At 61.1% G+C, this 13,796-nt stretch carries 13 protein-coding genes; 4 read left to right on the top strand and 9 right to left on the bottom strand.

Translation table 11 applies throughout. The features are described from left to right. Positions 1–67: 67 nt before the first annotated feature. The 3 genes from KF707C_RS08880 to KF707C_RS08870 all read right to left on the bottom strand — a co-directional run bounded on the left by KF707C_RS08880 (position 68) and on the right by KF707C_RS08870 (position 3,089). Complete coding sequence (locus tag KF707C_RS08880; RefSeq protein ID WP_003450664.1) at positions 68–1,012, bottom strand: IS110 family RNA-guided transposase; 945 nt, start codon at positions 1,010–1,012, stop codon at positions 68–70. 273 nt (positions 1,013–1,285) lie between these two features. Then, positions 1,286–2,113 carry a protein-glutamate O-methyltransferase CheR gene (cheR, locus tag KF707C_RS08875; protein WP_003451281.1) on the bottom strand — a complete coding sequence of 276 codons (828 nt, stop codon included), beginning with the start codon at positions 2,111–2,113 and terminating at the stop codon, positions 1,286–1,288. 43 nt (positions 2,114–2,156) lie between these two features. Continuing rightward, a complete protein-coding gene (locus KF707C_RS08870; RefSeq protein WP_003451283.1) occupies positions 2,157–3,089 on the bottom strand; it encodes a chemotaxis protein CheV in 933 nt (310 codons plus the stop codon). A gap of 125 nt (positions 3,090–3,214) precedes the next feature. Between KF707C_RS08870 and flgA the strand changes: the two genes are divergently transcribed. The 4 genes from flgA (at position 3,215) to KF707C_RS08850 (ending at position 5,786) form a co-directional block, all read left to right on the top strand. Beyond that, positions 3,215–3,976, top strand: coding sequence for a flagellar basal body P-ring formation chaperone FlgA (flgA, locus tag KF707C_RS08865; protein ID WP_036992643.1), 762 nt, complete (start codon positions 3,215–3,217; stop codon positions 3,974–3,976). Between the two features lie 129 nt (positions 3,977–4,105). Next, positions 4,106–4,444 (top strand): flagellar biosynthesis anti-sigma factor FlgM, encoded by a 339-nt coding sequence (gene flgM, locus KF707C_RS08860; protein WP_003451285.1) that lies wholly within the window; start codon positions 4,106–4,108, stop codon positions 4,442–4,444. A gap of 47 nt (positions 4,445–4,491) precedes the next feature. Continuing rightward, complete coding sequence (locus tag KF707C_RS08855) at positions 4,492–4,962, top strand: flagella synthesis protein FlgN (protein ID WP_003451286.1); 471 nt, start codon at positions 4,492–4,494, stop codon at positions 4,960–4,962. Positions 4,963–5,036: 74 nt separating this feature from the next. After that, a complete protein-coding gene (locus KF707C_RS08850; protein ID WP_036992664.1) occupies positions 5,037–5,786 on the top strand; it encodes a flagellar brake protein in 750 nt (249 codons plus the stop codon). 1 nt (position 5,787) lies between these two features. On the opposite strand, the gene KF707C_RS08845 is transcribed toward KF707C_RS08850, so the two are convergent. From KF707C_RS08845 to KF707C_RS08820, 6 genes are all read right to left on the bottom strand, one after another. Next, the gene (locus KF707C_RS08845) at positions 5,788–6,408 is read right to left on the bottom strand and encodes a TIGR04282 family arsenosugar biosynthesis glycosyltransferase (protein WP_003451289.1); all 621 of its coding nucleotides are present in this window, start codon (positions 6,406–6,408) and stop codon (positions 5,788–5,790) included. A gap of 99 nt (positions 6,409–6,507) precedes the next feature. Continuing rightward, a complete protein-coding gene (locus tag KF707C_RS08840) occupies positions 6,508–7,836 on the bottom strand; it encodes an MFS transporter (RefSeq protein ID WP_003451290.1) in 1,329 nt (442 codons plus the stop codon). A 61-nt stretch (positions 7,837–7,897) separates the two neighbouring features. After that, positions 7,898–9,241: a glutamine synthetase family protein gene (locus KF707C_RS08835; RefSeq protein WP_003451291.1), complete on the bottom strand. Its 1,344-nt coding sequence runs from the start codon at positions 9,239–9,241 to the stop codon at positions 7,898–7,900. Positions 9,242–9,501: 260 nt separating this feature from the next. Then, positions 9,502–11,442, bottom strand: a complete 1,941-nt coding sequence (locus KF707C_RS08830) for a polysaccharide biosynthesis protein (RefSeq protein WP_051050723.1) — start codon at positions 11,440–11,442, stop codon at positions 9,502–9,504. A 278-nt stretch (positions 11,443–11,720) separates the two neighbouring features. Further along, positions 11,721–12,731, bottom strand: a complete 1,011-nt coding sequence (locus KF707C_RS08825) for an MraY family glycosyltransferase (RefSeq protein ID WP_003451293.1) — start codon at positions 12,729–12,731, stop codon at positions 11,721–11,723. Positions 12,732–12,782: 51 nt separating this feature from the next. After that, positions 12,783–13,745: a UDP-glucose 4-epimerase family protein gene (locus KF707C_RS08820; RefSeq protein WP_085986657.1), complete on the bottom strand. Its 963-nt coding sequence runs from the start codon at positions 13,743–13,745 to the stop codon at positions 12,783–12,785. Between the last annotated feature and the right edge of the window lie 51 nt (positions 13,746–13,796).

The raw sequence follows: 13,796 nt of genomic DNA, 5'->3' as shown, positions 1-13,796 counted from the left end.
CGCAGTCTCGATGGGTTTCGCTTCGCTCTACGCCATCGTGCGAGCCAGCCTGTAGGAGATTCTATGTCTACCCCGCCGTACAGGTTGGTGACCGATATGGCTGCTGGGTCTTCATGAGGGCGAAGGCAATTCGAGCCAGTTTCCGTGCCAGGATGGTCAGGGCTTCGGTCTTTTTCAGACCACGCTCCAGGTAGCCCAGATAGAGCTTCTGCCAAGCTTTGGTGCGACTGGCGGCCATGGCGGCATTGTGTAGCAGCCGCCGGACCTCCGGATCGCCCTGTTTGCTCAACTTGCGGCGTCCGCTGTAGCGCCCCGATTCCTTCGCGCGCACATCCAGGCCCAGGAAGGCGATGAAGGCGTCGCTGTTGCGGAAGGGGCCACGCTGAAAGGCCATGTTCAGGGCTGCTGCGGTTAGCGGGCCGATGCCTTCAATGGCCCGGCAACGCTTGGCCTGCTCGGCTAGGCCAGCGTCCTTCAAGGCCTGGGCAATGTCCTGATCGAGGCGCTGCTCCAGGCGCTTGAGGGAGCTGAGCGCCGCTTTCATCGACACCTTGAACTGGGTGTCATGGCCAAAGCTCTGGCGCAGCGCCGTGGCACTGCGGATCAGCGTCGCCCGGCGTCGCAGCAGGCTTTGCAGCAGCCGGTAAGCCTTGCCGGCGGGTTGCCAGACCCGCAGTTGGGCCTGTTCGTGGGCCAGATAACGGGCCAGTAGACGGGCATCGCTGGCGTCGGTCTTGATGCGGCCGCCGATGCCCTTGCGGTAATTGCTCAGGCGATAGCCATCAATGACATAGAGGCGATGACCACGCGCATGGGCCAGGTCGACGAGCTGCACGTGATAGGTGCTGGTGGCTTCCACTGCCAAGGCACAGTCGCCGGGGAGCGTCTTCAGCCAGGCGCGGATGCTGCGGGCGTCATTGTCCAGGGTGCAGTACTGGTCCAGGTCGGCGCGATACAGGCTCAGGCTGTCCTTGGCCACGTCGATGCCGATGATGGGGGATTGGGTTGTCATGTGCGATTCCGGCCGACAAGATGAATGAGTCTGTCGGGGGGCTCACCTGTGCGCAGGCTTGCAGATATGGTCGATCTCGAGCGGCTACTCGAGTCGATGGATTCCTTATCGGCGCTTGTCGTGAGCCAGGAGTGGGGGAGTTCTCCTACCGTCTGTCTTGCAGAAGCGAGCTCAGTCCCTCCACCCCCGACAGACCCACCTTACGACATACAAGCGAGCTTGCTCGCGAAGGGAACGGCTCACGAACGAAGGGAGGCGCCAGGCCTCCCTCTTTCATTTCACCTTGTAGATGATCCCCGGACTGCACTGGACCATCTGGTACAGATCCGGCAGGCCATTGAGCGCTTCCGACGCACCGAGAATCAGGTATCCACCGGGTTTCAGGGTGGCGTGGATGCGGGTGAGGATGTCCTTCTTCACTTCGGCGGAGAAGTAGATCAGCACGTTGCGGCAGAAGACGATGTCGAACTTGCCGAGCGCCGCATAGCTGTCCAGCAGGTTGAGCGGACGGAACTCCACGCGGCTGCGGATCGCCGGCTTCACCGCCCAGCGGCCTGGCCCCTTCGGGTCGAAGTAACGGGTCAGGCGCTCCTGGGACAGGCCCCGACCCATGGCCAGGCTGTCGTACTCCCCGGAACGGCAGGCGGCCAGCATGGAGGAGGAAAGGTCGGTGGCGACGATCTGTACGCCGGCCTTGAGCTGGCCCAGGTTGGTCCGCTCGAACTCGTCGATCGCCATGGAAATGGAGAAGGGCTCCTGCCCCGACGAACTCGCCGCCGACCAGATGCGCAGGCGCTGGTTCGGGTAGGCCTTGATCAGCTCGGGCAGCACGCGCCCCTTCAGCACCTCGAAGGGGTAGGTATCGCGAAACCAGAGGGTTTCGTTGGTGGTCATGGCGTCGATCACCTGCTCGCGCAGGCCGCCACGGGAAAGACCCTGGATTCGCTGGGTCAGCTCCCCCAGGGTCTTGATGCCGTTCTGCTCCATCAGCTTGTTGAGCCGGCTGGAGACCAGGTACTGCTTGTTGCTACCCAGCAGGATGCCGCAGGACTTTTCCAGGAAAACCCGGAACTGCTCGAAATCCACATTGCCTGAAGACACTAGGGGCGCCTCGCCAATCAATTTCCATGTCAGGGGGCTGAACTCAGCCCCCGTCCGTTGCCCGGATACGCTCCACCACTCGGGCGGCCAGGTCGTCCGGCTTGAACTTGGCGAGGAAATCATCCGCGCCCACTTTCTTCACCATCGCCTGGTTGAACACGCCCGATAGCGAAGTATGCAGGAGGATGTGCACCTTCTGCATGCGAGGATCGTTGCGGATCTCCGCTGTCAGCGTGTAGCCATCCATTTCCGGCATCTCGATGTCGGAGACGATCATCAGCAACTCCTGCTCCGGCGCCTTGCCGTCCTCCGCCATCTGACGCAGGTAGTTGTAGGCCTGGCGCCCGTCGTTCAGGGCCACGACCTCGACACCGACGGTTTCCAGGCACCGCATCACCTGCTTGCGGGCCACCGACGAGTCGTCGACGATCAGTACACGCTTGCTGACGGCCTTGCTCTGGGTCTCGATATCCACCACGCCTTCGGACACCACTTCGGACGTGGGAGCCACCTCGGCAAGGATCTTCTCGACGTCGATGATCTCCACCAGTTGCTTGTCGACCCGGGTCACCGCCGTCAGATAGTGGTCGCGACCGGTGCCCTTGGGTGGCGGATGGATCTCTTCCCAGTTCATGTTGACGATGCGCTCCACCGAACGCACCAGGAAACCCTGAACCTTGGTGTTGTATTCCGTGATGATGACGAAGCTGTTCTTCAGGTCATCGAGGCCCCTGCGACCGGTCGCCATGGACAGGTCGAGGATAGGAATGGTCCCCCCACGGATATTCGCGACCCCACGCACCACCGGGCTGGACTTGGGCATCAGGGTGAGGCGGGGACATTGCAGCACCTCCTTCACCTTGAAGACGTTGATCCCGTAGAGCTGGGTTCCGTCGAGGCGGAACAGCAGCAGCTCGAGGCGGTTCTGCCCGACCAATTGGGTACGCTGGTTAACCGAATCCAAAACACCGGCCATGACCAGACTCCTGTAAGCCATTGAACGCCCGGTCCAGCTCAGGCCCCAGGTGAAGTCCATCGCCGTTGGGCAAGGAATTCCCGAGGAGACTAGCAGGCGGCACGAGCCTTGCTTCTGAAAATTGCATGAACACCCTGACGACGCTTTTCCGACACTTGATGGCAAAACGCCGCAATTTGCTTGCGGCTGTTTTACCCGCTTTGTGCTGTCTAGGCTACAGCCCTGCGTCAACCGCCTCTGTGACGTCGCCTGAGATCCTTATCGGCACAACCGAGGGCTTTCTTGAATACACGGTGGAAGAATATCTGCAACGGAGCAACATCCAGGGACGCAGCGAAATCCAGGTCAGCCGCCTGGATCCACGGCTGCGCCTCGCACAATGCGACAAGGAATTGACGGCGAACCTGGAAAGCCCCGCCCAGCCGCTGGGACGAGTGACGGTGCGCATTCGTTGCGACGGCAGCGCCCCCTGGACGGTGTACGTGCCGGCGCACGTGAGGCTGTACCGGGACGTGGTGGTGGTGACTCGCCCGCTGCGTCGCGGGGTGCCTGTGCAGCCTGCGGACGTCACCGTGGCGGAGCGCGACGTGGGCACCCTCAACCAGGGTTTCCTCACCGCCACTGAGCAGGTGCTGGGCCAGAAGACCACCCGGGCCCTGGTGGCCGACCAGGTGCTGGCCCCGCTTCACCTGCAGCAGGCGGAGGTGGTGAGCAAGGGGGATCATGTGGTGATCAGTGCCGCCAGCACTTCCATCAATGTCCGGATGCCGGGCGAGGCCCTGGCCAACGGCGCACCGGGCGAGCAGATCCGGGTTCGAAACCTCAGCTCGGGACGGGTGATCCGCGCCCGGGTAACGGCGCCCGGACAGGTTCAGGTGGAGATGTAGGCATGATTCCGCTGGCGCCCGGCGGGCCTGATTTTCTACACTCAGCCCGTGCCAAAGAATTTTCTAAAGTTATCCCGGACAGGGCCGATAGAACGGTAAGCGTCCAACTAGCGTCCGAGGTTCAGCATCATGGTTATCGACTTCAACCGGCTCAATAACGGCCCCACGCCCACCAGTACAGGGCGTACCGGCAGCACCCAGGCCGGCAAGAGCGAAACCGTCACCAGCGGCCAGGCACCTGCCACCCAGAGCACCGGCGAGCAGGCTCCGGCTGCCAAGAGCGGAGAATCCGTGCAGCTGAGCAGCGAAGCTCAGGTGCTGCAGAAGGCCGGAGAAAAACTGCGCGATGTGCCCGTGGTGGACAAGGAGCGCGTTGAAAAGCTCAAGCAGGCCATCGCCGACGGTTCCTACCAGGTCGACGCCAAGCGCGTGGCCAGCAAGCTGCTGAACTTCGAATCCCAGCGCTAGTCCACGGGCGGCGCTGGGGAACTTGGACGCCCATCCCCAGAGCACGTATGCAAGACATCAACCTGCTCCAACTCTTCAACGACGATATCGGCCACGCCCAGCGTTTGCTTGAGCTGATGGACGAAGAATTCGAGGCCCTCGGAGAGCGCGACCTCGCGCGGCTCGAAAGCCTCCTCGCCGAGAAACAGCCCCTCCTCGCCCAACTCGAACAGCACGGTCGCCAGCGCGGCCAGCTCATGGCCAGCCTCGAGCTGAGTGCCGACCGGGCCGGCCTCGAACAACTTGCCGCACGACTGCCACAGGATGGCCCGGAACTGCTGGAAAGCAGCGATGCGCTGTCGGAACTCCTGGAGCGCTGCCAGACCGCCAACGAGCGCAATGGTCGACTGATCCGCGCCAACCGCGCCTCGGTGGGGGGCATGCTCGGTATTCTTCGCGGCGGCGACACACCCGGCCTCTATGACAGCCGTGGGGCTACGGCTAGAATCGGCCAGCAGCGCCCGCTCAGCCAGGCCTGACACCTCAATTACAAAAATGCGCGGGGACGACGATGCCTCGCGACATCCGCTTTGTGTTCGGAGAGCCCTGGACCGTGTCCAACGCATTTCACGAAGAGAACGGCCCCCAGCCTCCCCAGGTGCTCAGGGCACCGGTGGAGATCCTGGCCAACCTTCGTCTGCTTCAACAGAACCACGACCCGCTGATCATCACCTTTTACGAGCGCAACCAACGCTTCCAGAGCTACCTGGTGGATGTGAACGGCGAGCGCGGACTGATCGCCCTGGACGAAATGATCCCCAATGACGGGGAACGCTTCCTGAGGAACAACGAACCCTTCAGGGTCGAGGGTTTCCGCGACGGTGTGCGGATCGCCTGGGAATGCCTGCAACCCACCACCATCGGTGAACACGGCGGCAACCGCTGTTACTGGTGCTACCTGCCGGAAGAGGTCACCTACCACCAGCGCCGCAACGCCTTCCGGGCTCCGCTGAAGCAAACCCAACTGGTCCCCGTCGAACTGGATGGCGACAAGCTCAAGGCGCCCATCAAGGGCGTGATGCTGGATATCTCCGCCACCGGCTGCAAGTTGCGCTTCGAGGGCGACCTGTCGGGCCGGCTGCAGGCGGGCCAGGTCTATGAGCGATTTTCTGCACGCATGCCCATAGGTCCGATCGTCACGCCAGTCGAACTGCGCCACTTCAACTTCGACGAGAAACTCGGCCTCAGCTTCGTCGGCGTTCGCTTCCACAAGATGAGCGGCCTGGTCCAGCGCAACGTGGAGCGGTTCGTCTACCAGTTGCAGCGCGAGGCAAGGCGCTTCGAGAAGGACGACCTGTTCTAGCTCAGGCGATCCCGAGCTTGATGCCCAGTCGCCCCAGGCGCGGCAGGTGCCCGGGGTCGTCCAGCACCCACAGCGCAGGCAGCAGGCCATGCTGCCAGTCCAGCTCCTGCAGTCGCTCGCAGGTAAGCTCCAGCAGATGCCCGCTGTCCCAGGGCATGGACTCGAACAGGCGCGGATCGAGCTGGCGCAACCCCAGCAGCACGTACCGGCCATCCTCGGTCGGTCCCAGCACCGCATGATGGTGATCCAGGGCTTCGCAGGCGGCCGTCAGGTAGTCGGCATCCAGCATCGGGCAATGCTGGCCGATCAGCACCACGGCATCGCTCTCCGAGAGGCCGAGAGCGGCGATGCGCCGCATCCTCTCCCCCAGGTCGCCCACGGGCTGCCCCACCACCATCCAGTCATTGTCTTCGGCTAATGCGGTCAGGACCTCGTCCAGCTCGTCATCGACCCAGACGATCCGCTCGCTGAAGCCCAGGGGCGGGAGATTGAGGAGACGCGCCACCAGCTGTCGGTGCAGCCGGCTCACCCCCTCCTCCCCCAGCACCGGCAGCAACCGGGGATGAAAGGTGCTGGCCCGCGGGTGGCTGGCCAGCAGATGCAGGGTGATGCTCAACGTCATGACCTGATCCTCCTTGAGGCACCAGGGTGATCCCTGGGCGTGGAGCTCGGTTAGCCGCTCCGCCCGATCATTGGGCAAAAAGCCTCTGGCATTGGGCCACTATTTTTCAGGCTGCGGCTGTTCGCCCCCGTCCCTGGCAGGCTCGTCCACGGGCGGCGGAACGTCGCCGTTCTGCATCTGATCATGCACATCCTTCTCATCCACACGAGGGTCCAGCGCCGCCACCAGCGGCGAACTGGTCATGTTGTCCGGCGTCGGGATGTGATGCAGGGGCGCCTCCTCCACGCGGTGCAGCCCGGTGACCTTGTCCGGACGCACGCGCAACACCAATACGGCCGCGCAGAAACTGACGAAAGCGTAGAGCATGTTCGGCCCCAACTGCTTCATCAGCGCACCGGTGAGCAACGGCCCCAGGCTCGCGCCAACCCCGAAGGTGATGAGCAGCATCGCCGTGAGGGACACCCGCCGATCGGGTTCGATATGGTCGTTGGAAAACGCCACCGCCAGCGGGTAGAGGCTGAACTGCAGCAGACACACCAGGAAACCGACCGGGAACAGAACCTCCAGCGGCGCCTCGGGAAGCACCGCCAGGGGCAGCGCGCACAATGCCAACAAGGCGGCGGTCGTGCGAATCAGCACGGCGCGGTCATGGCGGTCCGACAACCAGCCCAGCGGCCACTGCACCAGGAGGCCGGCGAAGATGCAGCTCCCCATGAACAGACCCACCTTCTCGGTGGGCAGGCCCTGGGCGGACGCATAGAGCGGCGCCAGGCCGTAGAACGAGCCGATCACCAGCCCCGACACCAGCACCGTGGTCATGGACTGGGGTACGCGCTTCATGAAGAAGCGAGGCTCCAACGGCGCGGGATGCAAGGGTGCGGGGTGCAGCTTGCGGGTCAGGGCGACAGGAACCAGGCACAGGGCGAAGCACATGGCCACCAGCATCAGCAGCTCCGGCCCGAGGCCCGGGTGCAGCACCAGCACCAACTGGCCCAGCACCAGGCCGAGGTAGGACGCCACCATGTAACCGGCGAAAACCTGCCCCCGCTGGCTGGCGTCGGCCTGCTCGGTGAGCCAGCTCTCGATCACCATGTACTGGCACATCATGCCCAGGCCCACCAGCATCCGCATGAACAACCAGGCGGGCAGGAAGTCCGTCAGTCCATGGCCCAGCACCGCTGCCGTGACCGCGCCGGCGCAGGCCACGTAGGCGCGGATATGCCCAACCCGGGCGATCAGCCGGTGCCCCAGCTTGCCCCCCAGGATCAGGCCGAAATAGTTGGCCGCCATCAGGGCACCGACCCAGAGCCCGTCGACATTGTCGGCGGCCAGGCGCAGGCCCAGGTAGGTACTGAGCAGGCCGGAGCCGATCAGCATGAGCAGGGTGGCGAAATACAGTGCGCGAAAGGACTTCCAGATTCGATGCATCGACGCGCTCCAGGCGGCTCCTTGTGCAAAGGGGCCGCCTGGCATGGCAGCCCCGGATCGATCAGACCTGGGATGCGAGGATACGCCTTTCCCAGGGCGTGATCTCATCGAAGAAGCTGCTGAGCTCCATCGTCTTTGTAGCAATGTAGCCGTCGATGAACTCCTTGCCGAATAGCTCACGGGCCAGATCACTGCGTTTCAGACGCTCGAGTGCGGCATGCAAGGTACAGGGCAGGAGCAATTCATCCGGCGCCTCGAATTCGCCCTGGATCGGCTCGCTCGGCTCCAGCCTCCGCTCCAGCCCATGGAGCCCGGCCGCCAGGCTGGCAGCGATGGCCAGATAGGGATTGGCGTCGGCGCCGGGGAGTCGATTCTCGACCCGCCGCGCCACCGGCGAACTGGCCGGAATACGCAGCCCCGCTGCCCGGTTGTCATGGGACCAGCAGGCATTGTTGGGAGACGCGTAAGGATGGCAGAGCCGCTGGTAGGAATTCACGTTGGGGGCGAACAAGGCAGTGAAGTCCGCCATGGCCGCCTGCTGGCCACCGATGAAGTGTCGGAACGCAGCGGCAGGTTCACCATTCGCATCGCTGAAGATGTTCTCGCCGCCCTCCACCGTCACCACGCTCTGGTGGATATGCATGGAACTGCCCGGCGTATGCGCCAGGGGCTTGGCCATACAGACGACCTGGACGCCATGCTTCAGCGCAACTTCCTTCAACAGATGCTTGAACAGGAAGGTCTGGTCCGCCAGCAGCAACGGATCGCCGTGGAGGAAATTGATTTCGAACTGGCTGACGCCCATCTCATGCATGAAGGTGTCCCGCGGCATGCCGAACGCCGCCATGACGCGATAGACCTCCTCGAAGAAGGGGCGCAAGCCATTGTTGGACGACACGCTGAAGGCGGAGAAGCCGACCTCGCGACGACCATCGAGCCCAGGTGGCGGCTCGAAGGGACGGTGCGGATCCCCGTTGTGGGCAAGGACGAAGAACTCCAGCTCGGTGGCCACCACGGGTTTCCAACCATGCTCGGCATACCGCTCCAGCACGTGGCGCAGCAGTCCCCGCGTCGACAGGCCTGAGGGCCGGCCGTCCAGTTCTTGAGCATCGCAGATGGCAAGGGCCCGGGGGCGCTCGCTCCAGGGCAGGCGATAGACCTGCCCCGGTTCGGCCACCAGGACCAGGTCACCATCATCGGCACCATAAAAGCGAGCCGGTGGATAGCCGCCCATGATGCATTGCAGGAGCACACCCCGCGCCAGTTGCAACCGGCCCCCGGAAAGGAACCCCTCCCCCGTCATCACCTTGCCCCGCATCACCCCGTTCAGGTCCGGGGTCACGCACTCGACTTCCTCAACGCCAGCCAGACGCTCCGCGAGCGGGCTGTGGACGTTCGTCACCATGTTCATTGTCCTTGTGCACTACAGCCGCACGGGATGGCGGCATGTATGAAAATGCGCACAAGTTGTGCGGAATATCAAGCAGCCAGACAGCCCACTTGAAAACGAGAGGTTCGTTCAACTCTTGATCAGGACTGGAAGGAGCAAGCGGAAGGGGGAATTGCGCTCACACCGTTGAATCTGATGCCGCTTATGCTTCGGCCCCTCGTTTCCGAGGGGTGCAGAATCCAATCGAGTCTCCCCCTATCCAAACTTGCCAACAATCAGGTCTCGATCCGACGCTGCTGATATATCCAGTCGACGATTTCCCCTTCTGGGGCATAACCGCTGACCGTCTCCCGCAGCAACTGGCGCACTCTGGTGTAATCGTCCTGCTCTACGGCCTCGAGCAAGGCTGCCAGCGTTGTCTTGAGAGAATCCCAAGACAGGTGTTCCTCGTTGGCCCGCATGATCATCGGGTGATCGGTCGGACTGACGTTATCGCCAATCAGCAGTTCCTCGTACAGCTTCTCGCCAGGACGCAAGCCGCTGAACTCGATAGCGATATCCCCATGAGGATTCTTCTCCGAACGCACACTGAGACCAGAAAGATGAATCATCTTTTCCGCCAAATCGAGGATCTTCACGGGCTCAGCCATATCCAACACGAACACATCCCCGCCCTGCCCCATTGAGCCGGCTTGAATCACCAGCTGAGCGGCCTCTGGAATGGTCATGAAGTAACGGGTGATATTTGGATGCGTGACTGTCACTGGCCCACCACGACGAATTTGCGCATAGAAACGCGGAATCACGGACCCCGAGGAGCCCAGCACATTGCCGAAACGCACCATAGTGAAACGTGTCTTGTTGACGTGATGGACAGCGTCCTTGTCTGCAAACAGTACCGGACCCGATTCCCGGCTTAGTGCCTGCAGAACCATTTCAGCCAGGCGCTTGGTGCTGCCCATCACATTGGTGGGTCGCACCGCCTTGTCGGTGGAAATCAGCACGAAGTGCTCGACGCCGGCCCTCACTGCCGCTTGTGCGGTGTACAAAGTGCCCATGACATTATTCAGAACTCCCTCGGCGATGTTGTGCTCCACCATTGGCACATGCTTGTATGCCGCAGCATGGTAGACAGTGTTCACCTGCCAAGTCCGCATAATGTCCAGCAGCCGATCCGGATTGCGGATGGAGCCCAGAATCGGCACCAACCTTAGCGGCAAGGACTCACGCTCGATCCGTTGCTCAAGCTCGGCATGAATGCTGTACAGGTTGAACTCACTGTGCTCGAGCAGCAGCAGCGTTGTGGGCGCACTCGCCATGATCTGGCGGCACAACTCGGAGCCAATCGAACCTCCCGCGCCGGTCACCATGACGGTCTGACCACGAATACACCGCTCGAATAACTCCTGTCGCGGCGGAACTGCATCTCGACCGAGCAAGTCGGTGATATCCACTTCCTGGATGTCATCGACCTGCACCCTCCCGCTGGCCAGATCCATGAAGCCCGGTATGCTGCGCACGTGCAGTGGAAACTGTTCAAGAAACTCCAACACCTCGCGCCGTCGCCCGCGGGAGGCGGAGGGGATCGCCAGCAATATCTCTTGCGCCCCAGTTTCATCGATCAACTGCTGAATATGCTTGGGTTTGAACACTCGCAGACCGGCAATTACACGACCGGCAATACCGCTATCGTCATCAATGAATGCCACCGGACGCATTGCGCGCCCCATACGCAGGGCCCCCACCAACTGGTTACCGGCGGCACCGGCACCGTAGATCGCCACCTTAGGCAAACCGTCATCACGGTTCATAAACGGCATGGTCTGGCTGGCTGAGAACCAATCGCCCATAAAATACTGACGCATTACCAGACGTAACCCGCCGAGCAGGATCAAACTCAGCCACCAATAGATGAACACCAGTGAGCGCGGTACAGTTAGCGGCGCATCACGGTACCAATACACGACCAGAGAAAGTAAAAGGGCAGACAGGGTAACAGCCTTGGCAATAACGAGCAGCGCATCGTTACCGAAATAGCGCATTACTGCCCGATACATACCAAACTTAACGAACAGCGGGATAGCAATCACGGGAGCGGCAACAAACAACCAAAGGTGCCCCCCCCAAGGATGAATCAGATTGTCGGTGCCAAGGCGCACAAGAAAGGCAAGCCACAAAGCAGTCCAAACTAACACCACATCGGTGATCACTTGCATCAAACGCTTGTAACGACGCGGCAGCCGCAATAACCCCTCGCGCAACTTATCAGCGGTCCTTAACACCAGAACATCCTCGAAGTCTCTAACAAACCCAAAAGCGAATCTGCCCCGACGAAGTTAATCTTCAGCACCAGACACCCAGCGAACCATGACTGGACTCGACGCAAGATGGAGCCTCGCCCAAAGCACTCCATCCTACTCACTGTTAGCATTCGCAACATCCGGCAACGAGATCCCCTCTCTCGACTGGCGGGCCCGCCGGACGAGGCACGCTTCTACTCTCGCTTCCCAGCCTTGAACCTCACCGCCAGACACGCCAGAGGCAGGTATGCGACCAACAACCCGAGCGCGCCATCCACGCCGCCTAACCCGACCCAGAGCGCAATGGGCAGCAACCAGAAAAGGTTCAGCGCCGCGACCGCCAGCGTCACTGGCAAATGCTTGCCAAACTTGCGCGATGCGTACTGATAAGCATGACTGCGATGCGCCTCGTACACCTTGTCACCCCGGAGCAGTCTGCGGAACAGCGTCCAGGTGGCGTCGACGATGAACACCCCCAGCAGGATCAACCAACTCCAGAGCAACTGGGGTGCAACCCAAGCCGCTTGAAGAGAAAGCACGCCCAATGCAATTCCGAGGAAGCCACTACCCGCATCCCCCATGAAAATGCGCGCTGGCGGGAAGTTCCAGAACAGGAAGCCCCCCACGGCGACCGCCAGGAACAAGGGTGCCAGTGCTGCAGCACTTTCGCCCAACAACAGGTAAAGCAAAGAACCGCCCAGGCACACGCAGATCGCCTCGACGCTGGCGATACCATCGATGCCATCCATGAAGTTGTACAGATTCAGCAGCCAGACCAGATAAAACGCCGCCAGCGCATACCCCAGCCACCCCAACTCCAGATCGAAGCCGAAGATCACCAGCGGCGGTAAACCACCCAACCAGCCCAGCGCCCAACCCGCACCGATGAAATGCGCCAACAACCGCCAGCGCGCCGCGATATGCCCATGGTCATCGAGAAATCCCACCAGGGCGATCCAGCCGCCTGCCCCCAGCAGTGCCCACATCACCGGCCAGGCCAACACACCGATTGACGCCAGCAAGGGCAACGCCACGAGAAAGCTGATCACAATAGCCACACCACCGCCGCGCGGCGTAGGCACCGAGTGCGAACTGCGACCATTGGGAATATCCATCAGGCTGCGCGCCAGGGCATAACGGCGCAAGGCACCCGTCAAGATCAGAGAAACGCCGGCCAAAGCCGGCAGCAACCACCAAATCGTCATCAAAGATCTACTTCCCGAAGCAGATAGAAAGGCAAGTCCCGCGACACCACATCAATGCGTGCGATGCTCCAGAAAGTGCGCTGCCGTTTTACGAAGAGCTGCATCGACGCTGAGCGGCGGCGTCCACCCCAACAACTCTCTTGTCTTGCTGATATCGACCTGCAACGAGCCACACAGTCGTTGGGAAAGCGCCTTCTTGCCCAACATCGAAGCCCCCGCCTCCAGCAACCAACTCGGAACCGGCAACAAGCGCGCGGGCTTACCCAAGGCAGTGGCCATACGGCGCAACAACTCCGTAGTCGAAAGATCCTCGCCATCGCTGACCAGGAAGGTCTGGTTCGCCGCTGCAGGATGATCGATACAGGTCACGATCAGATCAACCAGATTATCCAGGGCAACCAGACTGCGCTGGTTATTAATACACCCCAACGGCAACGGGACCCCACTGTCGACGGCCCGAATCAGACGATTGAAATTACCTGGAGCATTGGGGCCATATACGAGCGGAGGCCTAATTATTACGAGCTGCATACCAGTTTCTTTCGATAATTCACGCAATCCCAACTCCGCCTCATATTTTGAGATCGCATAGCTCTCCTTGGGATCAGGGATATCATCCTCAGTAAAAGGTCGAGCCGTTATATTACCATTAACCCCGATTGAACTTAAGAATATAAAACGCTCAACTCCAGAATCCACTGCTTGTCGTGCAAGACTCAATGTTCCCTCAACGTTGACACGGCGAAACTCATAAAGAGGGTCAGAGGATTCTTCAGAAAGCACATGAGCTCGCGCAGCGGCATGCACAACGACCTTTACACCAGCAAGGGCATTCTGCCAATTAGTAACTCCCGAAATATCCCCCACCTCCATAGTCTTCAAGCCGGATCGAAAACTACAAATCTGGCGACGAACAGCGACAACAGGGGAATAACGGCAGTCACTCAGCAACCTATCGAGCAGAGCCCCTCCTACAAATCCAGTTCCCCCAGTCAGCAGCAAGGCATGCATAATGGTCACCTTACGAAATAATAATCCAGATAAAGCAATAAAAGAAAAATGGAC

This window comes from Pseudomonas furukawaii (genome assembly GCF_002355475.1).
Taxonomy (GTDB): Bacteria; Pseudomonadota; Gammaproteobacteria; order Pseudomonadales; family Pseudomonadaceae; genus Metapseudomonas; species Metapseudomonas furukawaii.
Note: the sequence above shows the minus strand (reverse complement) of the source record. Positions and strands in the feature narration are given on the sequence as shown.

Excerpts from the sequence above, each read along its gene's own strand:
- KF707C_RS08880 (WP_003450664.1), bottom strand. The coding sequence starts at position 1,012 with ATGACAACCCAATCCCCCATCATCGGCATCGACGTGGCCAAGGACAGC.
- KF707C_RS08870 (WP_003451283.1), bottom strand. The coding sequence starts at position 3,089 with ATGGCCGGTGTTTTGGATTCGGTTAACCAGCGTACCCAATTGGTCGGG.
- flgA (WP_036992643.1), top strand. The coding sequence starts at position 3,215 with ATGAACACCCTGACGACGCTTTTCCGACACTTGATGGCAAAACGCCGC.
- flgM (WP_003451285.1), top strand. The coding sequence starts at position 4,106 with ATGGTTATCGACTTCAACCGGCTCAATAACGGCCCCACGCCCACCAGT.
- KF707C_RS08855 (WP_003451286.1), top strand. The coding sequence starts at position 4,492 with ATGCAAGACATCAACCTGCTCCAACTCTTCAACGACGATATCGGCCAC.
- KF707C_RS08845 (WP_003451289.1), bottom strand. The coding sequence starts at position 6,408 with ATGACGTTGAGCATCACCCTGCATCTGCTGGCCAGCCACCCGCGGGCC.
- KF707C_RS08840 (WP_003451290.1), bottom strand. The coding sequence starts at position 7,836 with ATGCATCGAATCTGGAAGTCCTTTCGCGCACTGTATTTCGCCACCCTG.
- KF707C_RS08835 (WP_003451291.1), bottom strand. The coding sequence starts at position 9,241 with ATGGTGACGAACGTCCACAGCCCGCTCGCGGAGCGTCTGGCTGGCGTT.
- KF707C_RS08830 (WP_051050723.1), bottom strand. The coding sequence starts at position 11,442 with ATGCAAGTGATCACCGATGTGGTGTTAGTTTGGACTGCTTTGTGGCTT.
- KF707C_RS08825 (WP_003451293.1), bottom strand. The coding sequence starts at position 12,731 with ATGACGATTTGGTGGTTGCTGCCGGCTTTGGCCGGCGTTTCTCTGATC.